This is a genomic window from Geminicoccus roseus DSM 18922 (genome assembly GCF_000427665.1).
Taxonomy (GTDB): Bacteria; Pseudomonadota; Alphaproteobacteria; order Geminicoccales; family Geminicoccaceae; genus Geminicoccus; species Geminicoccus roseus.
Genome location: NZ_KE386572.1, coordinates 2,590,195 through 2,615,850 on the forward strand (window position 1 = coordinate 2,590,195; position 25,656 = coordinate 2,615,850).

Sequence of the window (25,656 nt, forward strand, 5' to 3'; positions counted from 1 at the left end):
GAAGGGTGTCGCCGGATCACATGACGGCGCCGACCATCCACGGCACGAACTCGTGGTCGCCCACGCCCAGCTCCTCGGACTTGGAGGGGGTGCCGCTCGCGACCTCGATCACCTTGTCGAAGATCCGCTGGCCGACCTGCTCGATGGTCTCGGAGCCCTCGACGATCGTGCCGGCATTGATGTCCATGTCCTCCTCGATGCGGCGGTACATGGCGCTGTTGGTCGCGATCTTGATCGACGGCGCCGGCTTGAAGCCGAAGCAGGAGCCGCGCCCGGTGGTGAAGGTCACCATGTTGGCGCCCGACGCGACCTGGCCGGTGACGGCCGCCGGGTCGTAGCCGGGGCTGTCCATGAACACGAAGCCGCGCGCGGTCACCGGCTCGGCGTACTTGTAGACGCCGTTCAGGTTGAGCGTGCCGCCCTTGGCCGCCGCACCCAGCGACTTCTCCAGGATGGTGGTGAGCCCGCCCGCCTTGTTGCCCGGCGACGGGTTGTTGTTCATCTCGCCGCCGTTGATGGAGGTGTAGTTCTCCCACCACTTGATGCGGTCGATCAGCTTGTCGGCGATCTTCTGGTCGACGGCGCGGCGGGTCAAAAGGTGCTCCGCCCCGTAGATCTCGGGCGTCTCGGACAGGATCGCGGTGCCGCCGTTGCGGACCAGCAGGTCGGCCGCATGGCCCAGCGCCGGGTTGGCGGTGATGCCGGAATAGCCGTCGGAGCCGCCGCACTGCAGCGCCAGGCTGATCTCGGAGACCGAGACCGGCTGGCGGGCGTACTCGTTCACGCCGGGCAGCATCTCCTGGATGATCTCGTGGGCCCGCTCGATGGTCTTGCGGGTGCCGCCGGTGGCCTGCATGGTCATCGTGCGGAAGTTCGGGCCGGGCTTGATCTGGTAGGCGTCCAGCAGGAAGTCGATCTGGTTGACCTCGCAGCCCAGGCCGATCATCAGCACCGCAGCGAAGTTCGGGTGGCGCGCGAAGCCCCACAGCGTGCGCTGCAGGTTGCCATAGCCCTCGCCGGCATCGGCCATGCCGCAGCCGGTGGAGTGGGTGATCGCGACCACGCCGTCGACGTTCGGGTACTGCGCCAGGACTTCCCGGGGGAAGCGCTCGGCGATGAACTTGCAGACCGTGGCCGAGCAGTTCACCGTCGACAGGATGCCGATATAGTTGCGGGTGGCGGCCCGCCCGTCGGCGCGCAGGTAGCCCTGGAAGCTCGGGCGCTGGTTCTCCGGCACGTAGTCGATCGGCTTGACGTCGGCGCCGACCGCATAGTCGCGGTCGAAGTCCTGCATGACGCAGTTCTGCACATGGACATGCTCGCCGGGTGCTATGTCCTGGCTGGCGAAGCCGATGATCTGGTTGAACTTGCGGATCGGCTCACCCTTGGCGATCGGGCAGATCGCGACCTTGTGGCCTGCAGGAATGCGCTGGGTGGTGCGCACGGCGTCGATGCCGAGTTCGGTGTTCGGCAGGATGTCGAGCCTGGCCACGACCGTGTTGTCGTTGGCGTTCAGGCGAATGGTCAAGGCAAGGTCGGTCAAGGTATTGGGCCCCGGGTTCTATCCGCGCACATCATAGCCGTTCCAATGGCCGAAACCAGGGTGACGTAGGGGCTTGTGCGGCTCGATCAACGCGCTGGAGCCGTGTGGCCGTGGCGATTCAGCCACGGCCGGGCAGGCGAATAAACGTTTCACAGCATCGTCTGTGCGGGTATCGCCGGTCAGGGCCGCCCGGAGCCCATGTCGCGATTGGCAACGCGCATGGCGCGAGGCCCGAGGTCAGGCGGGCCCGCTTCGATGTATCCGGAACGGGAGCTCGCCTGGAGGATGGCGTCGGGGCCGGGGAACGGCTAGGTCCGGGCAGGGTACCCCATGTCCGTCACGCGCGGCGGGGCCAGCCATAAGAAGGGGATAGGCATGCGTTTCACATCGGTAGGCGCGGGCGTTCTGGCGCTCTCGATCGGCTGGGCGGCTGTTCCGGCGCAGGCGGAGACGCTGCGGATCGGCACGGAGGCGCAAGGCATCCCGTTCGCCTTCATGAACGAGCAGAACGAGATCGACGGCTTCATGGTCGACCTGATCAAGTCGATCGGCGAGAAGGCCGGCTTCGAGGTCCAGATGGAGCCGATGGAGTTCTCGGCGCTGATCGCCTCCCTGACCTCGGGCAAGATCGATCTGATCTCGGCCGCCATGTACAACACGCCCAAGCGCGCCGAGGTGATCGACTTCTCCGACCCGGTCTACAGCTTCGGCGAGGGCATGATCGTGCCCAAGGACGACACCAAGGACTACACGTCGTTCCAGGAGATGGAGGGCCAGACGGTCGGTGCGCAGCTCGGCACGGTCTACATCGCGGCGCTGGAAGAGGCCGGCATCTTCGAGGAGGTGAAGGTCTACGACACGATCCCCGCGATCATGAACGACGTGAACGCCGGCCGGATCGCCGCGGGCTTCGCCGACTATCCGGTGATGTCCTACTATCTGGGCCAGGGCCAGTTCCCGGACGTGCGCCTAGTCAAGAGCTACGAGGCGGTGCTGCCGGGAAAGATCGGCGTCGCCACCCAGAAGGGCGACACCGAGCGCATGGCGGCGATCAACAAGGCGATCGGCGAGATGAAGGAGAGCGGCGAGCTCGACCAGCTGATCGAGAAATGGAGCCTCAACTGAGGCCGGCTGCCCGATCCAGGCAGGCATGACGAAGCGGCGGCCGGCTTCCGGCCGCCGCGCTCTTGAGGTGGAAGGTGACGATGGGCGGCTTTTTCCAGGACATGATCAGCTTCCTGCCGGTGCTGATGAAGGGCATCCAGCTCACCATCATCGTCACGGTCGGCTCGATCATCTTCTCGACGGTGCTGGGGCTGGTCTGGGCGATCATGCGCCTGTCCTCCAGCCGGGCGCTGAGCTGGACCAGCGCCACCATCGTCAACCTGCTGCGCGCCATCCCGATCCTGGTCCAGCTGTTCTACATCTATTTCGTGATGCCGGAGCTGGGCCTCGCGCTCACCGCGCTGCAGGCGGCGATCATCGGCCTTGGCATCGCCTACTCCTCCTACCAGGCCGAGGACTTCCGCGCCGGCATCGAGGCAGTGGACCATGGCCAGACCGAGGCGGCTCAGTCGATCGGCATGTCGCGCAGCCTGATGATGCGCCGGGTGATCCTGCCCCAGGCGGTGCGGATCATCCTGCCCTCCTACGGCAACACCATGATCATGATGCTGAAGGACAGCTCGCTCGCCTCCACCATCACCGTCGCCGAGTTGTCCCTGCAGGGCAAGCTGCTGGCCTCCTCGACCTTCAAGAACACGGCGGTCTTCACCACGGTGGCGCTGCTCTACCTGGTGATGTGCCTGCCCCTGATGGGCCTGAGCCGGTGGCTGGAGAAGCGGATGGGGCGGAGGCGCTGACCATGGCGATGATCGAGTTCCAAGACGTCCACAAGAGCTTCGGCGCGCTGGAGGTCCTCAAGGGCGTGGACGCCACGGTCGGCAAGGGCGAGGTGGTGTGCATCATCGGCCCCTCGGGCTCCGGCAAGTCCACCATGCTGCGTTGCGTGAACGGGCTGGAGGACTACCAGAAGGGCAGGGTGCTGGTGGAGGGCCAGCTGGTCGACCGCAACGCCCCTTCGATCCGGGAGGTCCGGATGGAGGTCGCGATGGTGTTCCAGCGCTTCAACCTGTTTCCGCACCGGACCGTGCTGGAGAACGTGATCGAGGGGCCGGTCTACGTGAAGGGCGAGCGCAAGGCCGAGGCGTCGCGCCGGGGGCAGGCGCTGCTGGAACGGGTCGGGCTCGCGCAGAAGGCGGATGCCCATCCCCAGCAGCTCTCCGGCGGCCAGCAGCAGCGGGTCGCGATCGCCCGGGCGCTGGCGATGCAGCCGCGCGCGATCCTGTTCGACGAACCGACCTCGGCGCTCGACCCGGAACTGGTCGGCGAGGTTTTGACCGTGATGCGCGACCTGGCCAAGGAGGGCATGACGATGCTGATCGTCACCCACGAGATCGCGTTCGCCCGCGAGGTCGCCGACCGGGTCCTGTTCATCGATGGCGGCGTGATCGTCGAGCAGGGGCCGCCGGCCGACGTGCTGGCCCGGCCATCCCACCCGCGCACCCAGGACTTCCTGCACCGGGTGCTGCACCCGATCGACTGACGGTCCGCGAACCGAGGCGGGGATTTCGCAGTCGGGCGGTGCGCTGCTAGAGTTCGAGCATTCCCCTTGGGGCAGAACCGGACACGGCTTCCACCATGGACGACAGCATCGACCATCGCGCCATGATCTCGCGCCTGGCGCCGGAGCAGCGCCGGGCGCTGACCACGCTGTCCGACCGGCCGGGCCTCGTCCAGCTGGCCGGCCATCTCGGCCTGATCCTGGTTCTGGGCTGGGCGATCCTGGCCGGCGTGCCCGGCTGGCCGCTGCTCCTGGTGCCGCAGGGCATCCTGATCGTGTTCCTGTTCACCGCCCTGCACGAGACGGTGCACGGCACCGCGTTCCGCACGCCATGGCTGAACCGCGCGGTGGCGCATCTGGCCGGGTTCCTGGTGCTGATCCCGCCCTGCTGGTTCAAGTATTTCCACTTCGCCCACCACCGCCACACCCATGACCCGGACCACGACCCGGAACTGATGGCGCCCAAGCCGGAGACCGTGCTCCAGTACCTGCGCTACCTCTCGGGCGTGCCGCTCTGGATCTCGGCGGTGCGGACGCTTCTGACAAATGCTCGCGGCGCCATCACCGACGACTATCTACCCAGGCGGGCGCGGCCGCAGATGGTGGTGGAGGCGCGGGTGATGCTGGGGCTGTACGCCCTGCTGGCGGCGGGCTCGGTGGCCTTTGGCTCGACGGCGCTGTGGTGGGCCTGGCTGGCGCCGATCCTGCTGGGCCAGCCGTTCCTGCGCGCCTATCTGCTGGCGGAGCACACCCGCTGCCCGCATGTCGCCAACATGCTGGAGAACACCCGGACGACCTTCACCACCCGGGTGGTGCGCTTCGTGGCCTGGAACATGCCCTACCATGCCGAGCACCATGCCTACCCGACCGTGCCGTTCCACCAGCTGCCGGCGCTGCATGAACATGCCAGGGCCTATCTGCGCCAGACCGAGCGGGGCTATGCCCGGTTCCACCAGAAGCTGGCCCGCGCCCTGGCGGGCGGTGGCTGACCACGCCGGAAGCGGCGGCCTGCCAGGGCGCAGCCGCCAAGCATCTTTCCGATGCGGTCCCGGTCAGGCGGCGCGCCTGCGCCGCCCGGCTGGCTTGTCCTCGTCCAGGTCGAACAGCTCCGCCAGCTGCTTGAGCATGGTGCCGCCCAGCTGCTCCGGGTCGGAGATCGTCACGGCGCGCCGGTAGTAGCGGGTCACGTCGTGGCCGATGCCGATGGCGAGCAACTGCACCGGCGAGGTGGTCTCGATCTGCTCGATCACCTGGCGCAGGTGCTTTTCCAGATAGTTGCCCGGGTTGGACGAGAGCGTGCTGTCGTCGACCGGGGCGCCGTCGGAGATCACCATCAGGATCCGGCGCTGCTCCGGCCGGGCGAGCAGGCGCTCGTGCGCCCACAGGATCGCCTCGCCGTCGATGTTCTCCTTGAGCAGCCCCTCGCGCAGCATCAATCCCAGCGCCCGGCGGCCGCGCCGCCAGGGCGTGTCGGCGGCCTTGTAGATGATGTGGCGCAGGTCGTTCAGCCGGCCGGGCGAGGCCGGCTTGCCCTCGCGCAGCCACTGCTCGCGCGACTGCCCGCCCTTCCAGGCGCGGGTGGTGAAGCCCAGGATCTCGACCTTGACCCCGCAGCGCTCCAGTGTGCGCGCCAGGATGTCCGCGCTCATGGCCGCCACCGCGATCGGCCGGCCGCGCATCGAGCCGGAATTGTCGATCAGCAGGGTCATGACCGTGTCGCGGAAGTCGGTCTCCTTCTCGACCTTGAAGGTCAGGGCGTGGCTGGGGTTGATCACCACGCGCGCGAGCCGCGCGGCGTCCAGGATGCCCTCGTCCAGGTCGAACAGCCAGGAGCGCTGCTGCTGGGCCATCAGCTTGCGCTGCAGCCGATTGGCCATCTTGCCGATCATGGCGTGGAAGCGCTGCAGCGACATGTCGAGCTGGCCGCGCAGCCGTGTCAGCTCGGACGGGCCGCACAGCTCGTCGACGGTGACCACCTCGTCGAACTTCTTCGCGTAGACCTTGTAGGAGGCGAGGTCGCTCTGGCCCTGGCCGGATTTCGGCCGGTTGGAGGCGGGCGCCTCGCCCTCGTCCTCGGCGCCCATCTCGGCCATGGCGTCCTGGCTCTCGTCGCCCTCGCCGGCCTGGGCCTCCGCGGCATCCTGCGAGGCGCTGGTTTCCTTGGTCTGGCTGTCCTGCTGCTGGTCCTCGCCGCTGCCTTCCTCGCCCTGGTCGCCGCCTTCCTGGCCTTCCTGCTGCTCCTCGTCCTGGTCCTCGGACTGGTCCTGGCCCTCGGCGTCCTCGGGCAGTTCCTCGGTGGTGAACCCCAGGTCGTTCAGCAGGTCGCGCATCTCGATGGCGAACCGCTCCTGGTCGTCCAGCAGCGCTTCCAGCTTGGGCAGGTGGCCGGCCATGTGCTGGGCGAGATGATCGCGCCAGGGTTCCAGCGCCTTGGCATAGGGCGGCGGCAGCTCGGTGCCGAGCAGCTGCTCGCGGGCGAACAGCTCGATGATCTCGGCCATATGGCCCGCCTGCTCCTGGGCGCCCGCCTCGATCGGCCGGACCCGGGCCTTCCAGGCGCTGAGCAGGTTGTCGCGCACGCCTTCCATCCGCGACGCGCCGAACGCCTCGATCCGGACCTGCTCCATCTTGTCGTAGACGAGCTGGGCGATCTCGCCGGTCGGGGCATGGCGGGCATGCAGCTTGGCGTCGTGGTGGCGCAGGCGCAGGGCCGACTGGTCGCCCTCGCCACGGATCCGGGCGAGGTCGGCGCGGGCAAAGTCCTGGCGGGGGCTGGGCAGCCGCACGCCCTCGGCCGCGCGGGGATCGGCGGCGCGCTTGCCGTCGCCGGCCCGGAACTGCACGTCCAGGGTCGGTTTCCCGGCCATCGCGCGCACGGTGGCGCCCACGACCCGCTGGAAGTTGTCGACCCGCTCACGCACCGTCTGGTTGGGCTCGGGCGCTCCCGGGCGCGTTGCGACCACTACCACTGCCAGGCTCCCCTGCTTGTCGTTCCTGGGCGCGCCGCGACCGGACCGGGCGCGCCCGCTCCGGTCAGGCCATCGCCAGCCGGGTAGCCGATTCCGGCAGTTCCTGGCCGAAGCAGCGCTGATAATACTCGGCGATCGTGGCGCGCTCCGCCTCGTCGCACTTGTTCAGGAAGGTCAGGCGGAAGGCGAGCGGCAGGCTCTTGAAGATCCGCGCGTTCTCCGCCCAGGTGATCACCGTGCGGGGCGACATCACCGTCGAGACATCGCCGGCGACAAAGCCGTTGCGGGTCAGGTCGGCCAGGCTCACCATCTGCGACACCGACTTGCGCCCTTCCGGCGTGTCGTAGTCCGGGCACTTGGCCAGCACGATCCGCACCTCGGCGTCGTGCTCCAGATAGTTCAGCTGGGTCACGATCGACCAGCGGTCCATCTGGCCCTGGTTGATCTGCTGGGTGCCATGATAGAGGCCCGACGTGTCGCCCAGGCCCACCGTGTTGGCGGTGGCGAACAGGCGGAAGGCCGGGTGCGAGCGCAGGACCTTGTTCTGGTCGAGCAGGGTCATGCGGCCCTGGCTCTCCAGGACCCGCTGGATCACGAACATCACGTCCGGCCGGCCGGCATCGTACTCGTCGAACACCAGCGCCACCGGGTTCTGCAGCGACCAGGGCAGGATGCCTTCCCGGTACTCGGTGACCTGCTTGCCGTCCTTCAGGACGATCGCGTCCTTGCCGATCAGGTCGATCCGGCTGATGTGGCTGTCCAGGTTGACCCGGACGCAGGGCCAGTTCAAGCGGGCGGCGACCTGCTCGATATGGGTCGACTTGCCGGTGCCGTGATAGCCCTGGATCATCACCCGGCGGTTGTAGGCGAAGCCGGCCAGGATCGCGAGGGTGGTGTCGTGGTCGAAGCGGTAGGCATCGTCCAGGTCGGGGACATAGTCGGTGCGCCGGCTGTAGGCGTCCACCTCGAGGTCGCTGTCGATCCCGAAGGTCTGCCGAACCGACAGCCGGATGTCCGGCCTGGCGGGCAGATCGATCCGGTTCGACGGATCGAGAAGCGAACTCTGATCAGCGAGAGTCATGACGGATCCGAAGACGCGAAGGTAGCGAGGCTCTGTTGGCGCGTGGTGCTGGGCAATGGCCAGCCCGAACGAGGGCACCGCACCCGCAGCGCCCACCTCGACAACGCCGACGCTAGCAGATCGTTCCAATTGTCGCCAACCCTGCCGGATGTCCTGCTTGGCGGATGAGCCGGACGGGTCGGCGCCACTCCTGGCCGGCCTTCGCCGCGACCGCGGACCCTTTGCCCCAGGGTCCGCCCGCCGGGTCGATGGGGCCGGGAAAAGGTCTGCCCCGGACCTGTCGCGCGGCCTCAGCCAGCCCCGAGCGCCTGCCGGAGATAGGCCTGGACGAACGTGGGGATGCCGTCGCCCTCCGCTTCGGCAACGCTGCGCACCAGCCGGACGTCCGAGAACTCCGGCCTGGTCTCCGAACGAAGGAAGGAAACGATCCGTGCGCGCAGCCGCTCGGCCGGCAGATCGATCCGGATCTCGCGCATCAGGGCGGTGCGCCCGCCTTCGATCACCACGGTCCAGCCTTGGCCGACCTCGACCTCGTCCGGCCGGATGCCGGTTTCCTCGGCAAGTTCACGCAGCACGTTGCCCTGCAGGTCGACCCGGCCGTCCGGCAGGACGTCGGCCGGATCCGGGGTGCCCGCCGGAAAGTAGATCCGCCCGGCATTGGCGGTATGCCCGGCCATCACGCCCAGAACATAGGCGCCGTCGGCGCTGCGCAGCGCCGCCATCCCGAAGCAGTTGCCGGCGCTCGGATCGGGAAAGCCCAGGTCGCGGAAGGTGAGAAAGCTGGCATAGTCGATGGCGACGTAGCGGACCTGCAGGCAGCCGGCGCGGATCTGCCGGTTGCGGCCGATCAGGACCTGCCCGTTGAACAGGGCCGGGTTGGCCCTGCTCAGCCGGTCCCAGTGCGCCCGGACCCGCTCCCGGTTCGCCACCGCCCAGGGCCAGGGACCGTCCTCCAGATGCGCCTCGATCCGGTCGACGGCATGCATGGTCACGTTGCTGCTCATCGCTTTCCGTCATTCATGGCGGCCCGTCCCGCCGGCCGGCCGCATTGGCCGCCGCGACCTTGCCGCGCCCCGACCGGATCTGCCACCGGCTTGTGGGGCGCGGGCCCGTCCCTGCCTTCCTCCCGAAATGGCTGCAGCACCGATGCCGCGACCGGGGCAGCTCAGCGGGCGTCGGGATGGGCCAGCAGCCAGGTGTAGGCGGCGTTGATCTGCTTCAGGCGCTCTTCCTGGTGGCGGTCGCCGCCGTGCAGGTCCGGGTGGTGCTGCTTGGCCAGCGTCTTGTAGCGCCGCTTCAGTTCCTCGACCGAGAAGCCCAGGCTCAGCCCCAGGGTCTGCGCATGGGTCTGGGCGGTCGTCGGCGGGCGGCTGGCAGGGGCTTCCCGGCGGGACCGGCTGGTGAAGCCATGGGCATGCAGAAGCTCGAACGGGTCCTTCAGCCGCATGTCGGCCGTGTTCAGGCCGGGCGGCCAGGTCGGGCGGCTCCAGGTGACGTCGTCCCGGCGCTGCGCCTCGATCTCGTCGGCATCCATTCCCTGGAAATAGTCCCAGCGACGGTTGAACTCCCGGACATGCTCCAGGCACAGCCACTGATAGTCCCGCAGCGAGGCTCGCGAGAGCGGCGCCCGGTACTCGCCGCAGGCGTCACAGCCCGGCCAGGCGCAGGTCCGCACCGGCCCGCCACGATGGGCGCCGCCGCGCGCATGGTTCTGGCCGCCGGTGCTCTGGCGCAGCGGTTCCTCGGCGATCATCTGAGCGCGGCTTCGTACGGTCGTGGTCATTGTTCGTGAATGCTGGGAGGTTGCCGGATGATGGGCATCCGCGGGGCCTCAGGCAAGGCCGCAGCGGTGCGCGGGCGTACCGATATCCGCGCATGATGTCGCTGGCCGGTCCTCCGTGCAGGTTGCTGCGCCCTTGCGCATCGATGCCGGCCATGCCTCGATCCGGCGCCTCATCGGCCGAAGGAGACACGCCCATGACCGCTGCGCTGCCCGCCACCATGCGCTACGTGAAGATCGTCCGCCCGGGCGGACCGGAGGTGCTGGCGCTGGACGAGATGGCGCGGCCGGACCCGGCACCCGGCGAGGTCCTGATCCGGGTCGCCGCCGCCGGGATCAACCGGCCCGACGTCTTCCAGCGCGGCGGCTCCTACCCGCCCCCGCCCGGCGCCTCCGACGTGCCCGGCCTGGAGGTCGCCGGGGAGGTGGTCGCCCTGGGCAGGGGCGTCGACGCCTATGCGGTGGGCGATCATGTCTGCGCGCTGGTGGCCTCGGGCGGCTATGCCGACTACTGCGTGGCCCCGGTCGAGCAGACCCTGCCGGTGCCCTCCGGCTGGAGCGACATCGAGGCCGGCGGCGTGCCGGAGACCTTCTTCACCGTCTGGACCAACGTGTTCCAGCGGGGCGGCCTGCAGCCGGGCGAGCGCTTCCTCGTCCATGGCGGCACCTCGGGCATCGGCGTCACCGCCATCCAGCTGGCCCATGCGCTGGGCGCCGAGGTGTACGCGACCGCGGGATCCCCGGAAAAGGCCAAGGCCTGCGAGGAACTTGGCGCTGTCCGCGGCATCGACTACCGCCGGGAGGACTTCGTCGAGGTCGTCAAGCAGGCCACCGGCGGCAAGGGCGTCGACGTGATCCTGGACATGGTCGGCGGCGACTATGTCGCGCGCAACCTGGAGGCGGCGGCCATGAACGGCCGGATCGTCCAGATCGCCTGGCTGCAGGGCAGCCGGGTCGAGGCCGATTTCACCAAGCTGATGGTGAAGCGGCTCACCTGGACCGGCTCGACCCTGCGTGCCCGCTCGGTCGCGGAGAAGGGCGCCATCGCCCAGGAACTGCGCACCCGGGTCTGGCCGCTCCTGGAGGCCGGCACCATCCGCCCGGTGGTCCATGCGACCTTCCCGCTGACCGAGGTGGTCGAAGCGCACCGGCTCATGGAAAGCTCGGCGCACACCGGCAAGATCCTGCTCGTTCCCTGAGCCAGTCGAGCACGCCCTCGCCGGCGGCGGCGCCGGTGGCGAAGCAGGCCTGCAGGAGGTAGCCGCCGGTCGGCGCCTCCCAGTCCAGCATCTCCCCGGCGACGAACAGGCCCGGACAGCGGCGCAGCATCAGCCGCTGGTCGAGTTCCTCCAGGGCGATCCCGCCGCTGCTGCTGATCGCCTCGGCGATCGGCCGGCTGCCGGTCACCTCGATCGGCAGGGCCTTCAGGGCGGCGGCGAGCTCGGCCGGTCTGCTTGCAGGCCCAATCCCTGCCTCGCGCAGGAGCACCGGGGTCATCGGCGGCAGGCGCAGCGACCGGCTGAGCCAGGTCGGCCAGGACTGGCTGCCGCGCGGGCGGGAAAGGCGGCGCAGGAGCTCCTCCGGGGCCAGGTCGGGCTTGAGGTCGATCTGGAGGCGGCCCTTGCCGCAGGCGTCGATCTGCCGGCGCAGGGCAGCGCCCAGCGCATAGACCAGCTGCCCCTCCACCCCATAGGGCGTCAGCACCAGTTCGCCCCGGGCGGTCTCGCCGTCCACGGTGGCCGCCAGGTTCTTCATGGGGATGCCGGCAAAGCGCTGCCGGGCCACCTCGGACCACGGCACCAGCACCCCGGCATTGGCGGCCCGCAGCGGCCGCACCGCCACCCCGAGCGCGCTCAGCATCGGGACCCAGGCGCCGTCCGCCCCCAGCCTGGGCCAGCTGGCGCCGCCCAGGGCCAGCACGGCGGCATCCGGCCGGCAAAGGCGCTCGCCATCCGGCCCGTCCAGCCGGAGCGCGCCGTCGCCGCTGATCCCGACTAGTCGGGTGCGCAGCTTCAAGGTCACACCCAGCTGGTCCAGACGTGCCAGCCAGGCGCGCAGGAGCCCGGTTGCCTTCAGCGCCTTGGGGAAGATCCGCCCGCTGGTCCCGACAAAAGTCTCGGCTCCCAGCTCATCCGCCCAACTGCGCAGCGCCGTCACGTCGAAAGCGGACAAGTGCGGCTCCAGCCAGTTCCGGGCATCCCCATAATGCCGGAGAAGTTGTTCCACCTCCCCGACATGGCTGAGATTTAGGCCGCCTCTGCCGGCGATCAGGAATTTCCTCGCAGGACGCGCCGATCCCTCGACCACAACTGGTCGCAATCCTTGCTTGGCCATGCGTTCGGCGGCGATCAGCCCGGCGGGGCCAGCGCCGATGACCAGAACAGACGGGGGTTCCTCGCTGTTCGGCCAATCTCTATCGGTATTTGCAACCATCGATTGCCATGATAATGCGCGTTTCACCTTTAGTCATGCAGAGGAGTACTCCATGACCTTGGACGAACTGAATTCGGCAGTCGCAGACAAGGCCGGCATCACCAAGGCCGATTCCGCGAAGGCGGTCCGCGCCGTTCTGGACAGCATCCAGGCCGCGCTCAAGGACGGTGACAAGGTCACCATCACGGGCTTCGGCTCCTTCGAGGTCGTGCAGCGCGCCGCCCGCGAGGGTCGCAACCCGCAGACCGGCAAGACGATCACCATCGCGGAATCGAAGGCGGTCCGCTTCAAGCCCGGCAAGGGCCTGAAGGACGCGGTCGGTTGACTAAGCGCAGCCGTTGCGGCTGCGTTACTTTTGTCTCCGGATGATCGAACAAGAAGCAACAGGCATCCGGACAAAGCGCAGGACAGGCTCTCCGTTTCTGGCCTAGTCAATTCCTAGTCACGCCCCAGATGTTCCTTGGGAAGTTCTGGCAGGCAGGACAGGATCATTCGCCTCAGGGTTGCTGAGGCTGTTCCGCCTCTGTTTCGGCAATCTCCGCCGGCGGTCCTGTGCTCCGGCCGGATCGCCTTCCGGGGACGGGTGCCGTTGCTCTGGCTGGGGCGACCGTGCCTCGACGCGGCTGGTACCCAAGGTGGCTCCGGCTTCCAAAAACGGCACGAGGGACGGACGCTGTCCGCATCCGTCCCTTGGCTGCCTGGCGGGGGGGCGGATCAGGCTAGCGGATGGTGCCGTTCATGCCGTGCGGGAAGAAGCCGCCGCGCGGGGCGCCGGTACCGAGATAGACGACATCCAGCACCTGGCGCGGCGTGCGCGAGAAGGCGACGCTGTTCAGGTCGGTCGGGACGATGTTGACCTTGCCCTGGTTGCTCAGACCCTGATCGGTGACCGAGGGGCCATCGATCATGTCGCGCGCGCGGGCAATCCGGCTGGCCAGGAAGCCCTTGCCGGCGCGCAGCAGCATCGAGCGGATCTCGCCCGCGTGGTAGGCCTCGACGGCCAGGATGCCGGCGGCCGCCTCCAGATAGGGCGATTCCCGCAAGGCAGGGGTGGCGCCCTTGTAGGCGGTGACGCCGACATCCTCGAAGGTGAACGCGCCCAGCCAGAAATTTTCCTCGCTGCTGAACGGATCGAACATCATCGATCCGCTGGGCACGCCGGTGGCCTGGCCAAGAGCCGAGAAGGACTTCGAGAAGTCGATGGCCGGCCGCGCCACCGCAGCCTTGCCCAGAACGGAACGCAGCAGCTTCACATGGTTGAGCTCGTCCTGGGCGATCTCCTGGGCGATCTCGCGCTGGTAGCGCGCGCCGAACTGGACCTGGCGCCCGCCGGTGACCGCGCCGACGGCCTGATTGCCCGAACCGGCGTCGCTGGCGTCCAGACCACGGCCATAGGCGGCGCGCAGGTAGTATTCGGCCTCCAGATATTCGAGGTTCAGCGCGAAGTTCAGGACGTCCGCCTCGGTGATGGCCGGGGCGGCCTGGGCTGCCTTGGACCTGAGGATCGCCGGACCGGCCAGCCCGACGGCACCGGCAAGGCCGAGGGTGCGGGTCATCAGGCTGCGCCTGCCGGTAGCCGCGGTCGAACCTGTCTCTGTCATGTGGATCTGCCTTCCGATCTGTCCGCCTCGCACGATGTCCCGGATGGGGATCCAGCGTGGCGGCTCTTCGAAGGGGCTAACGCGGCGCCGGCGATCCGAGATGCAGCGCCTGCGAAAATTCTCGCCTCGTTCCAGCCGGCCGAAGTAAAGGGCGGGATCCGCTTTGCGCTATCCCCGGAAACATCCATCGATGTGATGGGTCCGGCGTCTCGGCAAGCCGTCGCGGCGCTACGGCCTGATGCGGCTCATGAAAGCGGGGATCTGGTCGCCGACGGGCCGGCAGGCGCTCCTGATCCCTGTCCAGGCGGCGCGGCCGGCCGAGCTCGGCCAGTGCCGGTTCCCGTCCCACTGCTCAGCTGACCTGGGCGCAGGCCGGACGAGCGGCAGCTACAGCTGAAAGACAACGGCCGCGGCGATGGCCTCGTTTCCGCCATGTCAGGGGCGGCCAAGTCGGCCGACATCACCACCGCGCCTGGAGCAAGGGGTGGCCCTGGCACTGCTTCCCCAGGCTTGGTGGGATCAATCGTTCATTGGTCCAACTGGCAGCAGCGGGACGGCGATGCGCCAGGGCGTCGGCCAGCAAGAAGAGGGATGGCGTGCCAACGGTCGGGAATGCTGCAACCGAGCGCCGGCGGTTCGGCCGCAGCCCGAGCGGCTGCCCGTGCTGGACCAGGCCGCCCCGGGCGCCTGGACAGGGCGCTCGAACAACTTCCTGCAGCGCCATGCTTTCTGATCGGCTCAGCCTGGTCATCGACATTGGGAGAGCCTGCCGGATGGGCTGCAGGACATGAGGGGGCGCGCGGATTGTACCGCAGCTGCCCCATCCTTGGCCGGGCCGGCCCAAGGACCGACAGCCCGCACGCGATCAGCGAAGCCCGGCGCGCGATCGAGGGCGACTACCCCACCCGCCAAGGGCTCCGGACCCGATCCCGGTGGAGACGGATGATCCGCTCCCTGCGGATCGAGGCGGGATGTGCCTCCAGGCTGTGGCCCGGACGTGACCATGTGCAACCGCTGCCATGGCCTCTGCGGCCTCCTGGCCGCGGCTCCTCTGGGGAGCGTGGATGATGGACAGGCCCGGAGGAATGGCAGCTGCTGTTTCGGCAGGCTGCCGGCAGCGGTCCGGTGCCGGGCAACGCTCGATCGAGCGCCGCCACGTCAAGCCCCATCACTCCGCTTCTGGTGCTAAGGGGATGTCCGATGATCGGCCCTTGCGGGGCGGCCGGACATCAACGTTCCATGGACTGGCCGATGATCGTGGCCAACCGTTCGCCTGCACCATGGCATCGGGCAACATCGCCGGCATCAGGATGGTAGTGCGCTGCTCCCTACCGCCCCGCCCCTGCGGCGGGCCATCGCCGACAAAGCCCATGATGCCGACCGTCTGCGTCCCTGGCTCAGGGCCCGGCACATCCAGGCCATGGCCCCCCTCCACGGCCAGTCGCACCATTTCTTGCCCGCTCGACCGCAAGGCTTGCGTGCGACGCGGCCTGATCGAGCGGCTGTTCTGCCGGCTCAAGAACGGTTGACGTCTCGCCACCCGTTGAGACCAGCACGCCCCAGAATGTCTGGCCGCCCTCGCACTCGTCGCCTTTGCTTCAGCCTGGACTGAACGAGTTCCTTCTGGAGTTTGCCGGCATCTCTTGGCTTCCAGGGGGCGACGGAAAGGGAACTGCGCCCATGCTTGGCCGAGCATCCGACTCCTGTGCCGAGATCTGCCGTTTCCACAACCCTCTCGACGGCCGATCCTAGCGCGCCTGGCTGCGCGGAAGGCTGGCCAGCAGCTTGCGGGCCAGCTGCGGGGCGGTGGTGAACTTGATGGCCGCTGCCGAGTACAGCCCGGATGGCCCGCCCTCGGCACCATGATCGACCAGGAGCGGGCGGTTGGTCAGCTCGGTCGAGCCGGCCGCCCCCACCGGCAGCAGGCCGGCATGGACCGCCTGCACCGCGTCGAGGTCCAGGTCGAGCCAGGGCAGGGCATCGGCGAGATCGTCGATGAAGGCCAGCAGGTCCCTTTCCGGCGGTTGGGGCGCATCCGGCGCGCCGATCCAGGGGGCGTGCCAGGTACCGGCAAAGGTCCGGCCCTGCAGCGGATAGACGAACAGCACCGGCGCGTTCGGCCGGCGCGCCTGGACCGCCAGGGCGCCCTCGAAGGGAGCCGGCCGGTCCAGGACTAGGTTGAAGGCCAGGGAAGGGCGGAACAGGTCGCGCCGACGGACCGACGGCAGGTGGGCAAGCGTGAGATCGGTCCAGGGCCCAGTCGTGGTCACGACCGTCTCCGCCCGCACTGTCTCCCCGTTGGCGAGGCGCACGCCATGGACCTTGCCATGCTCCACCAGGATCTCCTGGACCGGGTGGGAGGGACGCAGCTCGGCGCCCGCCGCGCGTGCCCGCGCCGCCAGGGCCGCGGTCAGCCGTGCGGCATCCTTGGCGACCGCATCCGTCCACCGGGCAGCGCCCTGGAGGCCTGGCGCCTGCAGGCAGGGCAGCAGGTCGCGGGTCTCGCCGACGCTCAGGATCCGGCCCCTGGGCAGATGCCGGTCGGGCCGGATGCCGCGGTTGCGCCAGGAAGCCAGCGCCGCATCCATGGCAAACGCGGCGCGGAACAGTGCCGGCCGCTTCAGCCCGCGGCCGGTCAGCAGCATCAGGCAAGGCAGGGGCTCCACGAGATCCGGAAAGTCCCGCAGCCATTCCCGGCGGGCCTCCACCGATTCCCGATGGCGGACCAGATCCAGGGATTGCAGGTAGCGCAGGCCGCCATGCAGGATGCGGAACCAGTTGGCCGAGGTCGCCTGGGCGAAATCCGCCCGCCTCTCCAGCAGCGCCACCGTTTGGCCGGTCCGCGCCGCCTCGTAGGCCAGGCACAGGCCGACCACCCCGCCCCCGACAATGGCGAGGTCGACCGACGCCCGCTCCGTCAATGGCCGACGCCCCAGCGGGTCTTCCAGTCCTGGAAGACCAGCATCGCCCAGATGACGTGGCTATGGTTGGCACGGTTGCTGCGATGCTCGGCCAAGAGCCGCTGGACGGTGTCCGGCTGGAACAGGCCATCGGCCTTCAGGCGCTCGGGGGCCAGCAGTTCGTCGGTGAGCGGCCTGAACGCGTCGTTCAGCCAGTGCTTGATGGGGATCGAGAAGCCCTGCTTGGTCCGGTACACGCTTTCGCGCGGCACATGGCGCGCGGTCACTTCCTTCAGGAGTGGCTTGGTCTGCCCGTCCTTCAGCTTCATCGAGGAGGGCATCCGGAAGGCCAGCTCGACAAGCTCGATGTCCAGCAGCGGGACGCGCAGCTCCAGGGAACAGGCCATCGACATCCGGTCGGTCTTCACCAGGCAGTTGTCGACCAGGTAGGACTTCATGTCGACATGCAGCGCCCGGTCGACCGGGTCGCGTGCCTCGGCTTCCTGCATGTAGCGCCGGACATGGGCCTCGGCGCCGGTGTCGCGCTGCTCGCCCATGCCGGCCGTGAACAGATTGCCGCGCAACGCTGCGTCCATGAACAGCCGCCAGCGGGCATGGCCCAGGGCCGGATCGAGCCTGGCTCCCTCGACAAAGCGCTTGGCCTTGTTGATCAGCCCCTTCTTCTGCGGCCGGGGCGGGATTCGGTCCAGCAGAGGGGCGATCACGCCCTGGCGGAGAAAGGCCGGCAGGCGCTGCCAGCGCCCAGCCATCGCCTGGGCCACATAAGTGTCGTAGCCGCCGAACAGCTCGTCGCCGCCATCCCCGCTCAGCGCCACCGTCACGTGGCGGCGCGCGAGGCGGGAGACGAGGTAGGTCGGGAAGATCGAGAAGTCGGCGATCGGATCGTCCATGAAATGCATCAGGTGGTCGAACATGCCCCGCACGTCGGCGCGGATCGTCTCGACCTCATGGCGCACGCCGAGATGGCGCGCCACCCGGCGCGCATGGGGCAGCTCGTCATAGGATGCGTCGTCAAAGCCGATCGAGAAGGTCAGCGCACCCTTGCCCATCTGGGACACGACCATCGAGCTGTCGACGCCCCCCGACAGGAGAGCTCCCAGCGGGACATCGGCCACCATCTGCCGGCGGACCGCCTGGCCGATCGCGGCGTCGAGCCGGTCCGCCCAGGCGCGCTCCTCGCCCGGTTCCACCGCATCGGCAGCGGGCAGGTCCCAGTAGCGGCGTTCCTGCACGGCACCCCTGTCCAGGTCCACCGCCAGGGTGCAGCCCGGCTCCAGCTTGCGGATGGCGCGAATCAGCGTGCGCGGGGCCGGGACATATTCCCAGCTCATGAACTCTGCCAGGGCATCATGGTCGAGTTCGCGGGGCACCAGCCCGCTTGCCAGAAGCGCCTTGATCTCGGAGCCGAACACCAGCTGGCCCGGCAGCTTCGCCACGAACAGCGGCTTGATGCCGACCTGGTCGCGGGCCAGGAGCACGCGCCGGCGCGTGCGGTCGTGCAGCGCGAAGGCGAACATCCCGTTCAAAAGGCGGGGGAACGCGTCACCATGCTCCTCGTAGAGGTGGACCAGCACCTCGGTGTCCGAGCGGGTGCGGAACCGGTGGCCGCGCCGCTCCAGGTCCTGGCGCAGCTCGCGGTAGTTGTAGATCTCGCCGTTGAAGACGACCTGGACCGTGCCGTCCTCGTTGCCGATCGGCTGATGACCGCCCGCGACGTCGATGATCGACAGCCGGCGCATGCCCATCAGCACCGGCGGATCGACATGATGACCAACGCCGTCGGGCCCCCGGTGGAGGATCGTGTCGGTCATCCGCGCCAGCAGGGATGGATCGAGGCGGTCGCCGCCCGGGAAGGTCAGGACGCCTGCGATTCCACACATACGGCTCTGCTTCTTTCGGGACAGACCATGTCGAGCACGCGGCGCATCTTCGCGACGTAGATCGGCCGGCTGTAGACGTCGGCGTAGCGGCGGCGCGCCCCTTCGGCGACCGCCGCCCGGGCCTCGTCGTCGCCGATCGCGGCGACCAGGGCCTGGCCGAACGCAGCAGGCTCAGGATCGCTCAGGAAGCAGACCGTGTCGTCCAGGACCTGGGTGTGCGACAGGATGTTGGTCGCCACCAGCGGCACGCCGCTGGCCAGCTGCTCGTAGATCTTGAGCGGCGTGTTGATCCCGGTGCTGCGCGGCGAGACCAGCACGTGGGCCATGCCGATATAGTGCTTGGCCAGGGTCTGGGCGACCCGGCCGGTGAACACCACCTGGTCGCCGATCCCGAGGTCGCTGGCCAGGCCGCGGTAGTGCTCGACCTGCTCCGGGGTGCCGCCGACGATCAGGAGCAGCGCGTCCGGCGTCTGCGGGAACGCCTGGGCGAACCCGCCCAACAGGATCTCGATGCCCTGGTAGGCTTCCAGCGTGCCGGCATAGACGACCAGCTTGCGGTCGGCCGGCAAGGGGATCGGTGGCGGCGGGGGCGCCCCCTGGACCGTCCGGACCAGCCGCACCGGGTCGAAGATCGAGTTCTCGATCAGCACATGCCGGCTGCGATCCGGCACCAGCGGCTCCGCGTAGCGGGCAAGTTCCGGGCAGATCGTGATCACCGCGTCGGCGTTCTTGAGGCAGGTCCGCTCCAGCCACTCGAAGATGCCGATGATGATCCTGGATTCGGTGAATTTGTAGTTGCGGAGCTGTTCGGGCAGGCTCGAATGCATGTCGTAGATCAGCCGGAAGCCGAAGAGCGGCTTCAGGAAGCGCAGGAAGAACACGCTCTCCTCATGCGCATGGACGAACTGGTAGCGCCGGGTGCACAGCAGGAACAGCGTCCAGAACAGCATGAAGACGTCGAGGAACAGCTTGAGCGGCGACGGCCCGATCTTGACCGGCCCCAGGAACTCCATCCGCGGGATGCGGTAGATCCGGACGTTGGGCAGGTCGATGTCTTCGCCGCGCCCATAGCACAAGAGGTCGACGTCGAATCCTTCCTCGGCAGTCACCAGGGTTCGGTAATAGACGGAAAACGGAGTGCCACGCGGCGTGAAAAATGGCTGAGGTGCTACCACCAGCGCCCGAGGACGAATCATCGGCGGGTCCTCTTGACTATCTGCATCGCAATCTGATCGCGCAGGAACGGAAGGCTCCTAGTGAGCCTGCCGGTTGGAGATGCCGGAGCATCCTGGTTCGCGAGGACCTGGCGGAGCTGCGCGAACGGACGATCCCCATCGACCGGTCCATCCAGGCGCAGCCCATAGCTGCCGGGACGGACCTGATGGGAAGGGAAGGGAAGGGGATCGCTGCCCGGGAGCACCCGACGGCCGGCTGCCTCGATCTGCCCGAACGGCCGGGGCGCCGGCCAGAACCAGGGGCGCCCGCCATTGTCGCCCAGGAAGAGCTGGGACGCTTCGGGGCTCGCCAGCACATCCGCGAGCAGCCGGCCACGGCGACCCGACCATTTCCCGAAGCCCCAGGGGACTACCGGCAGGGCGCCTGCCTCGACTGCCCTGGCCAAAGCCGAGCGGAACTGGGTGCCATCGGCAATCGGATCGTCCAGCCCGAGGGTCAGCAGTTCCAGCCCTTCGGCGGTCTGGACCTGACGTCCGGCCGTGACCACGACCTCCTGCCCGGTGCGGTCGGCGAGCGTCAGAGTGACCCCGTCGCCGTGCCGGTGGACCCTCCAGCCATCCGGGGGAGTGGATGCCAGCTCGCGGAATGCGAAATCCCGGGCGGTCTCGGTGAACAGAAGCCAGGGGAGCTCCGCGCCGGCCGCTCGAGCGTGCCGCAGCGCCGCCGTCAGGAAGGTCGGCCGGTCGAAGGACGGATAGAGATGGACATGCGCGTCGACCAGGATCCGCCGCATCGACCCGACCGCCTCCTGCCGAGCCGGCCGCTCCCCCATTCTGTCCTCCAAGCCCATAGCTTTGTTCGACAATCTCGATGTGTCGCCGATTGCGCGCGAGAGGTGTGGCCTATGACCCGAACCATTGCAAGCCGAGGCTCGCATCATGATGCAGCGGCCGGACACCATCATCGCCGTCTCGACCATGGTAGAAGCAGAAACCGGGCAGATGAAGGCCTGTCTCCTTCGTTCAGGGTGGCCAGTGATATCTATCTCGCCCCTCATTAAGATTTGCCTAACATCTTGTCGGTATGATGCGCATCACAACGCTGTTGACGATGTTTCCGATGAGACCCGGCTCGTGTACGAAACCGCCGCGCACGGCCGGCTCGCCCTCCTCGTCCCGTCCGTGCTGCCCCAGCGGAGCGATCTCAGATGACGGATACCCCCCCTCGGCGCGCGCTGGTCACCGGCGCCACCGGATTCACCGGCTGGTACGTGGCCAAGGAACTGCTGGCCCAGGGCTTCCAGGTGCGGGCGCTGGTGCGCGACCCGGCCAAGGGCGGAGAGCTGGTCCAGGCCGGCATGGAGGTCGTGTCGGGTGATCTGCGCGACGCCGCCAGCCTGAAGCAGGCGGTGGAGGGCTGCACCCATGTCTTCCATATCGGCGCGCTCTACCGTGAGGCCCGCTTCGCCGATTCCGTCTATTTCGACGTCAACGTCACCGGGACCGGCCACCTGTTCGAGGCAGCGCTCCAGCAGGGTGCCAGGGTGGTCCACTGCAGCACGGTGGGGGTGCATGGCGACATTGAAGGCATCGCCGACGAGAACGCTCCGATCGCGCCCGGGGATGTCTACCAGGAGAGCAAGGTCCAGGGGGAGGAGCTGTTCCAGGACTATCTGCGGCGCGGCATGATCGGCGCCTGCTTCCGCCCGGCCGGCATCTACGGACCGCGCGACACCCGGTTCCTGAAGCTGTTCCGGACCATCCGGGACCGGAAGTTCCGGATGTTCGGCAGTGGCGAGATTCTCTACCACCTGACTTATGTCGAGGATCTCGCTCGCGGGATCGTGTTGCTGGGCACCCATCCCGCCGCGATCGGCGAGACCTTCATCCTGACGGGCGCCCGCTACACCACGCTGAACGAGCTGGTCGCGCTGACGGCGGAGGCGGTGAAGGTGCCGCCCCCCAAGGGCCGCCTGCCGATCGCGCCGCTGCTGGTGGCCGCCGCCGCCTGCGAGGCCTTGTGCAAGCCGTTCGGCATCGAGCCGCCGCTGCATCGTCGCCGGACCGACTTTTTCACGAAGTCGCGCGCCTTCACCAGCGCCAAGGCGGAGCGGCTGGTCGGCTATGCGCCCGTGGTCGACCTGCGCGAGGGGCTGGGGCGGACCGCACAGTGGTATTTCGAGCAGGGGCTGCTGAAATAGGCTGCGCGGCAACCTTGGAAAGGCAACGGGCCGGACCGTAAGCGGCCGCTGGCCCGGCGGCCGCGAGGCTGGCTCTCAATCAACCGATGCGGCGGCGGATCCGCCAGCCGATGGCCTGGGCTGCCCATGGCGGCAGCGACTCGTCAGGGGCCGTCCCTCGACACGCGGTGCCAGACCCGCCCAGCCGCCTCTCCAGGCGCTTCGGTCCAATCCGCGCTGGCTGCCGCAGCCGCAGGCACGCCTTCGCGCGATGCTTCCGGGCGATGCCAGGCTGGGGTGCCTTGGCTGGACCAGCCCAAGCCACGCGACGTCCCCCGACACGCGGTGCCAGACCCGCCCAGCCGCCTCTCTGGGCGCTTCGGTCCGATCCGTGCTGGCTGCTGCAACGGCAGGCACAATTTCGCGCGGTGCTTCTGGGGGCGAGGGCAGGCTAGAGCATCTTCCGATCAGGCTGCATCATTGTCGCAGCCGGCGGCGGTAGAATAGTTGCCGCATTCCTGCGGGCCGAAGGCGCTGGCGGCGGTGCCGATGGCGGTCCACAGGCCAGTGATGCTGCGCTCGGCGGCCTTGCGCAGGAGGGCCTTGAGCTTGGCAAAGGCGTTCTCGCCTCCCGGTCCTGCTGGACCGGGCCCTTTCAGGGTACGGACGATCCGGCTCCTGCCGGATCACGGATCAAAGTCAGGACCATAGGGCGGCAGGTAAAGCAGTCTGGCGCCGGCATCTTCGATCGCCTTGCGCATGCCGGGTACTTTGTGGCTGCCAAGGTTGTCCAGGAAAGGCCAGCAGGCCTTTCATCCGACTCCTGCAGGGAGCGCGGTCAGGAGACCGCGAAGGGATGACCGTATCGCCAGGCCGCAGCTCAGGCACCAGCACCTGGTCGATATAGGCCTGGAAGGTAATGCCGTTCATCGGCCCACCGAGAACCATTGGAGCTACCATGCCGGTCCAACGCAGGCCGGCTAGGAAAGTCGTGGTCTTCCAGTGTCCGTGTGGGAGGGCACCGCGAAGACGTTCGCCCATGCGGCTACGGCCGCGCGGTCGAGCCATCTTGGTGGAGGTCCCGTCAATCGCCGCTGGCGCTCGACCATCACTGAAGACCAGTGGTTCCGGCTCGAGAGCTGGCCCTCGAACCATGCCCGGCGCCGCTTCAGGGCATCGGGCCGGTCCTGCCCGGCCGCCTGCGCCGACTTTTTTCTGAGCGTGAGTTCGTGCCGGTCCAAGAACCGTCACAGCGTCGCAATGCCAGCGGAAATGCCGGAAGTCGCCATGGCGGTTCTGAGCTCGCCGAGCGTGATGTCGGGCGTGCGGTCCACCAGTTGCAGGATCAGCGCTGCATGCGCCTCGATCCGCGACGAGCGTCGGTCGCCGCCCGATGCCCCGGGCAGGATCGGACCCGTCGCGCGCAGCCTTGCGTACCAGCGGATGGCGCTCGACAAGCTGACCTCGGAGCGTGCCGCGGCCGACCGGCACGACGCGCCTGCCGACACGGCCCGCACCACCCGCTCGCGAAGATCGACCGACAGCGCCTTGGACATCCCTCTGCCAGCCTCCCTACCGGCCAGCAGCTTGAATCACATCCTTAGCCCTTCGAGGATCCCAGGCGATGCAGTCAGCTCGGAAACCGCTCTGGGCGTTCTGAGCGGACCAGCCCGAGCCAAGCAACGTCTCTACCTTTGTCGCCCATCGTAACCCGCATCATGGCGTTCGCTGCGCCCGTCCATTCTCCCGGGACATCGGTAGCGTCCGGGAAGGCAAGGTGCAGAGACCGGGATGGTGCTGCCCAGCTGGTGGGCCTGCTCCAGGTTGTCCCGGAACGGTCTGGACATCCGGCAATCGGCGGCTGGGCGCAACGACACGCTGGTGCGCGAACTCCTTCAGCAAATGCGGTCTGGACATTGTTTCGGCCGGGGCGGGATCGCGGGCCGGGCACCTAGTCCCGGCTGGTGGGCATGACGGCAGGAGGCGGATGCCGGGCGCTCCGTGGCGTGGTGCGATACCTGGGCCGGCAGGTCATCGGTGCGGCCATGGGTGATTGATGCGGCCGCACGGCGGCGCGGTAACCGGATCGTCCGCATGCGCCGGGGCACGCCAAGCTGCCGGATCCCTGCGATTGGCCGCTCCTCCGTGCTTGCAGATTGTTCAGGTCGAAAAGTCATCGCCAGCAAGCGTAGAGAGATATCCGCAGATCGAGAGAATAATTCTCCAGAACAACGAACATTACATGCATGAACTAGCAGCAAAGTGATGCTGATCACAGCAATGTGCAACAAACCCGTGGCAGAGCAGCCGGGAAGTGTTCAAGGATACGCCTTTCGACGTCGTGATCGGGCAAGGAAATGCTTGAGTATTTTTCAGCATCCATGGGCGTGGCGGCGGGCTGCATCGCGATCGTCGGCGAGATCTGGTACAATGGCTCGATCCTGTCCGGGCGGACGCGGCCGGACCGCCTGGCCTGGTGGATCCTGGCGCTCACCGGCTGGCTGGGGGTGGGCAGCCATCTCGCCCTTGGAGGCGGGTGGAGCGTGCTGGTGCCCCTGGTGATCGCCATCGGGATGACCGTCACCGCGATCCTGTCCTTTCTCCACGGCGCGCCCCTCATGCGCGGAGGACTTGACCGGGCTGCGCTGGTGACGGTGGCGCTCGGCCTGCTCGCCTGGGGCATGTTCGGTGCCCCGCTGCTGGCGATGCTGGCGTTGATCGTGGTCGACACCGCGGCCATGGCGCTCAACATTCACAAGGCATGGCAGCTGCCGGGCTCCGAAGCGCGCACCCCCTGGGCCATTGCGGTGCTGGCCGACCTGGTCAACCTCCTGGCGGTCGACCCGAGCGGACATGGCTGGATCCTGCCCTGCTATCTCCTGGTGACCAACCTGCTGATGCTCGCCAGCATCATCGCCGCCACCAGCCGGCCGTTGCCGCCGCAGCCGGTCGAGCCTTGAGCAGCTCGACCATCCGCCGCATCTGCCCACTTCCGTGCAAGGCAGTGCCGGTCGGGCCGACGAACGGGAAGGCTTGGGTGTCGCCTGATCGGAGCCACCGGCAACGGTCTGACCGCCTCCCGCAACCCCCGGCTGCGGGTCCGGCCATCACCTGTGGGTCAGCGGTTGTCGGGACCGGTGCGTCAGGCCGACCCTCCGGCCACATCCCCACCGGCGGGCGAGGTGCACGGCATGCGGGCGCTGGACGGCTGGATCCTGCCTGGTTCGGCTGAGGCCGCCCGGCCGCCCGACATGATGCCGCCATGGACCCAGCCAGCCTGGACCCGGACAGCCGCGGCGCCCGGCTTCGGCCGGGCCGAAGCCCGCGGCCCGCCTCGGTGCGGCCGGACCCCGCCCGAGCATCGGGACAGCCGGCGTCGGACCAGCCTGGATCGGCTCTCCGGCACCTGGCCTCGGCGAGCCGGGCGATCTTCCAGGACCAGCCAGCCCCCCTGGCCAGTCGGACTCCGC

20 protein-coding genes and 1 pseudogene are annotated in these 25,656 nt (G+C 68.4%); 9 read left to right on the top strand and 12 right to left on the bottom strand.

All coding sequences use genetic code 11. The features are described 5' to 3' along the window. Window positions 1–16: 16 nt before the first annotated feature. Window positions 17–1,528, bottom strand: a complete 1,512-nt coding sequence (locus GEMRO_RS0113155; RefSeq protein WP_035487187.1) for a UxaA family hydrolase — start codon at window positions 1,526–1,528, stop codon at window positions 17–19. A gap of 390 nt (window positions 1,529–1,918) precedes the next feature. Between GEMRO_RS0113155 and GEMRO_RS0113160 the strand changes: the two genes are divergently transcribed. The 4 genes from GEMRO_RS0113160 to GEMRO_RS0113175 all read left to right on the top strand — a co-directional run bounded on the left by GEMRO_RS0113160 (window position 1,919) and on the right by GEMRO_RS0113175 (window position 5,155). Beyond that, window positions 1,919–2,668 carry an ABC transporter substrate-binding protein gene (locus GEMRO_RS0113160; protein ID WP_027134362.1) on the top strand — a complete coding sequence of 250 codons (750 nt, stop codon included), beginning with the start codon at window positions 1,919–1,921 and terminating at the stop codon, window positions 2,666–2,668. An 80-nt stretch (window positions 2,669–2,748) separates the two neighbouring features. Beyond that, the gene (locus GEMRO_RS0113165; protein ID WP_027134363.1) at window positions 2,749–3,405 is read left to right on the top strand and encodes an amino acid ABC transporter permease; all 657 of its coding nucleotides are present in this window, start codon (window positions 2,749–2,751) and stop codon (window positions 3,403–3,405) included. A gap of 8 nt (window positions 3,406–3,413) precedes the next feature. Then, on the top strand, window positions 3,414–4,148 hold the full coding sequence (locus tag GEMRO_RS0113170; RefSeq protein ID WP_027134364.1) for an amino acid ABC transporter ATP-binding protein: 735 nt from the start codon (window positions 3,414–3,416) through the stop codon (window positions 4,146–4,148). Window positions 4,149–4,243: 95 nt separating this feature from the next. Continuing rightward, entirely contained in the window at window positions 4,244–5,155 is a 912-nt protein-coding gene (locus GEMRO_RS0113175) for a fatty acid desaturase (protein ID WP_205624970.1), read from the top strand. Between the two features lie 63 nt (window positions 5,156–5,218). Here GEMRO_RS0113175 and cobT read toward each other — a convergent pair whose 3' ends face one another. The 4 genes from cobT to GEMRO_RS29475 all read right to left on the bottom strand — a co-directional run bounded on the left by cobT (window position 5,219) and on the right by GEMRO_RS29475 (window position 9,969). Next, window positions 5,219–7,135, bottom strand: a complete 1,917-nt coding sequence (cobT, locus tag GEMRO_RS0113180; RefSeq protein WP_240476681.1) for a cobaltochelatase subunit CobT — start codon at window positions 7,133–7,135, stop codon at window positions 5,219–5,221. A gap of 64 nt (window positions 7,136–7,199) precedes the next feature. Further along, the gene (cobS, locus tag GEMRO_RS0113185) at window positions 7,200–8,216 is read right to left on the bottom strand and encodes a cobaltochelatase subunit CobS (RefSeq protein ID WP_051329032.1); all 1,017 of its coding nucleotides are present in this window, start codon (window positions 8,214–8,216) and stop codon (window positions 7,200–7,202) included. Window positions 8,217–8,506: 290 nt separating this feature from the next. Continuing rightward, a complete protein-coding gene (locus tag GEMRO_RS0113190) occupies window positions 8,507–9,220 on the bottom strand; it encodes an NUDIX hydrolase (protein WP_027134368.1) in 714 nt (237 codons plus the stop codon). 161 nt (window positions 9,221–9,381) lie between these two features. Continuing rightward, window positions 9,382–9,969, bottom strand: coding sequence for a J domain-containing protein (locus GEMRO_RS29475; RefSeq protein ID WP_084506925.1), 588 nt, complete (start codon window positions 9,967–9,969; stop codon window positions 9,382–9,384). Window positions 9,970–10,217: 248 nt separating this feature from the next. Between GEMRO_RS29475 and GEMRO_RS0113200 the strand changes: the two genes are divergently transcribed. Then, window positions 10,218–11,195, top strand: coding sequence for an NAD(P)H-quinone oxidoreductase (locus GEMRO_RS0113200; RefSeq protein WP_027134369.1), 978 nt, complete (start codon window positions 10,218–10,220; stop codon window positions 11,193–11,195). On the opposite strand, the gene GEMRO_RS0113205 is transcribed toward GEMRO_RS0113200, so the two are convergent. Then, window positions 11,149–12,429 carry a BaiN/RdsA family NAD(P)/FAD-dependent oxidoreductase gene (locus GEMRO_RS0113205; RefSeq protein ID WP_051329033.1) on the bottom strand — a complete coding sequence of 427 codons (1,281 nt, stop codon included), beginning with the start codon at window positions 12,427–12,429 and terminating at the stop codon, window positions 11,149–11,151. The genes GEMRO_RS0113200 and GEMRO_RS0113205 overlap by 47 nt on opposite strands. On the opposite strand from GEMRO_RS0113205, the gene GEMRO_RS35970 reads away from it, so the two are divergent. Continuing rightward, on the top strand, window positions 12,368–12,754 hold the full coding sequence (locus tag GEMRO_RS35970) for an HU family DNA-binding protein (RefSeq protein ID WP_276202829.1): 387 nt from the start codon (window positions 12,368–12,370) through the stop codon (window positions 12,752–12,754). The genes GEMRO_RS0113205 and GEMRO_RS35970 overlap by 62 nt on opposite strands. 394 nt (window positions 12,755–13,148) lie before the next feature. Here the strand turns inward: GEMRO_RS35970 and GEMRO_RS29480 are convergent, their stop codons facing one another. After that, the gene (locus GEMRO_RS29480; protein WP_205624972.1) at window positions 13,149–13,985 is read right to left on the bottom strand and encodes a ferritin-like domain-containing protein; all 837 of its coding nucleotides are present in this window, start codon (window positions 13,983–13,985) and stop codon (window positions 13,149–13,151) included. 529 nt (window positions 13,986–14,514) lie between these two features. On the opposite strand from GEMRO_RS29480, the gene GEMRO_RS34230 reads away from it, so the two are divergent. Continuing rightward, window positions 14,515–14,763 carry a hypothetical protein gene (locus tag GEMRO_RS34230; RefSeq protein WP_157505575.1) on the top strand — a complete coding sequence of 83 codons (249 nt, stop codon included), beginning with the start codon at window positions 14,515–14,517 and terminating at the stop codon, window positions 14,761–14,763. Window positions 14,764–15,778: 1,015 nt separating this feature from the next. On the opposite strand, the gene GEMRO_RS0113230 is transcribed toward GEMRO_RS34230, so the two are convergent. Genes GEMRO_RS0113230 through GEMRO_RS32675 form a run of 4 tightly spaced genes read right to left on the bottom strand, consistent with a single transcriptional unit; the run spans window position 15,779 to window position 20,971 of the window. Next, window positions 15,779–16,951 (bottom strand): FAD-dependent oxidoreductase, encoded by a 1,173-nt coding sequence (locus GEMRO_RS0113230; RefSeq protein ID WP_027134372.1) that lies wholly within the window; start codon window positions 16,949–16,951, stop codon window positions 15,779–15,781. Then, a complete protein-coding gene (asnB, locus tag GEMRO_RS0113235; protein ID WP_027134373.1) occupies window positions 16,948–18,831 on the bottom strand; it encodes an asparagine synthase (glutamine-hydrolyzing) in 1,884 nt (627 codons plus the stop codon). Before asnB ends, GEMRO_RS0113230 begins: the two co-directional genes overlap by 4 nt. Next, window positions 18,807–20,027: a glycosyltransferase family 4 protein gene (locus tag GEMRO_RS0113240; protein ID WP_084506929.1), complete on the bottom strand. Its 1,221-nt coding sequence runs from the start codon at window positions 20,025–20,027 to the stop codon at window positions 18,807–18,809. The genes asnB and GEMRO_RS0113240 overlap by 25 nt, the downstream gene beginning before the upstream one ends. Continuing rightward, window positions 20,024–20,971, bottom strand: coding sequence for a hypothetical protein (locus tag GEMRO_RS32675; RefSeq protein WP_157505576.1), 948 nt, complete (start codon window positions 20,969–20,971; stop codon window positions 20,024–20,026). The genes GEMRO_RS0113240 and GEMRO_RS32675 overlap by 4 nt, the downstream gene beginning before the upstream one ends. A 243-nt stretch (window positions 20,972–21,214) precedes the next feature. Between GEMRO_RS32675 and GEMRO_RS0113255 the strand changes: the two genes are divergently transcribed. Further along, entirely contained in the window at window positions 21,215–22,207 is a 993-nt protein-coding gene (locus tag GEMRO_RS0113255) for an NAD-dependent epimerase/dehydratase family protein (RefSeq protein ID WP_027134376.1), read from the top strand. Between the two features lie 446 nt (window positions 22,208–22,653). Here the strand turns inward: GEMRO_RS0113255 and GEMRO_RS33515 are convergent. Next, a pseudogene (locus GEMRO_RS33515) lies at window positions 22,654–23,742 on the bottom strand (transposase). An 801-nt stretch (window positions 23,743–24,543) separates the two neighbouring features. Here GEMRO_RS33515 and GEMRO_RS0113265 point away from each other — a divergent pair. Continuing rightward, the gene (locus GEMRO_RS0113265; RefSeq protein ID WP_157505577.1) at window positions 24,544–25,146 is read left to right on the top strand and encodes a hypothetical protein; all 603 of its coding nucleotides are present in this window, start codon (window positions 24,544–24,546) and stop codon (window positions 25,144–25,146) included. Window positions 25,147–25,656: the final 510 nt, after the last annotated feature.

Coding starts and splice junctions, on each gene's coding strand:
- GEMRO_RS0113160 (WP_027134362.1), top strand. CDS start 1,919: ATGCGTTTCACATCGGTAGGCGCGGGCGTTCTGGCGCTCTCGATCGGC.
- GEMRO_RS0113165 (WP_027134363.1), top strand. CDS start 2,749: ATGGGCGGCTTTTTCCAGGACATGATCAGCTTCCTGCCGGTGCTGATG.
- GEMRO_RS0113170 (WP_027134364.1), top strand. CDS start 3,414: ATGATCGAGTTCCAAGACGTCCACAAGAGCTTCGGCGCGCTGGAGGTC.
- GEMRO_RS0113175 (WP_205624970.1), top strand. CDS start 4,244: ATGGACGACAGCATCGACCATCGCGCCATGATCTCGCGCCTGGCGCCG.
- cobS (WP_051329032.1), bottom strand. CDS start 8,216: ATGACTCTCGCTGATCAGAGTTCGCTTCTCGATCCGTCGAACCGGATC.
- GEMRO_RS0113190 (WP_027134368.1), bottom strand. CDS start 9,220: ATGAGCAGCAACGTGACCATGCATGCCGTCGACCGGATCGAGGCGCAT.
- GEMRO_RS29475 (WP_084506925.1), bottom strand. CDS start 9,969: ATGATCGCCGAGGAACCGCTGCGCCAGAGCACCGGCGGCCAGAACCAT.
- GEMRO_RS0113200 (WP_027134369.1), top strand. CDS start 10,218: ATGCGCTACGTGAAGATCGTCCGCCCGGGCGGACCGGAGGTGCTGGCG.
- GEMRO_RS35970 (WP_276202829.1), top strand. CDS start 12,368: ATGACCAGAACAGACGGGGGTTCCTCGCTGTTCGGCCAATCTCTATCG.
- GEMRO_RS0113205 (WP_051329033.1), bottom strand. CDS start 12,429: ATGGTTGCAAATACCGATAGAGATTGGCCGAACAGCGAGGAACCCCCG.
- GEMRO_RS29480 (WP_205624972.1), bottom strand. CDS start 13,985: ATGACCCGCACCCTCGGCCTTGCCGGTGCCGTCGGGCTGGCCGGTCCG.
- asnB (WP_027134373.1), bottom strand. CDS start 18,831: ATGTGTGGAATCGCAGGCGTCCTGACCTTCCCGGGCGGCGACCGCCTC.
- GEMRO_RS0113240 (WP_084506929.1), bottom strand. CDS start 20,027: ATGATTCGTCCTCGGGCGCTGGTGGTAGCACCTCAGCCATTTTTCACG.
- GEMRO_RS32675 (WP_157505576.1), bottom strand. CDS start 20,971: ATGATGGTGTCCGGCCGCTGCATCATGATGCGAGCCTCGGCTTGCAAT.
- GEMRO_RS0113255 (WP_027134376.1), top strand. CDS start 21,215: ATGACGGATACCCCCCCTCGGCGCGCGCTGGTCACCGGCGCCACCGGA.
- GEMRO_RS0113265 (WP_157505577.1), top strand. CDS start 24,544: ATGCTTGAGTATTTTTCAGCATCCATGGGCGTGGCGGCGGGCTGCATC.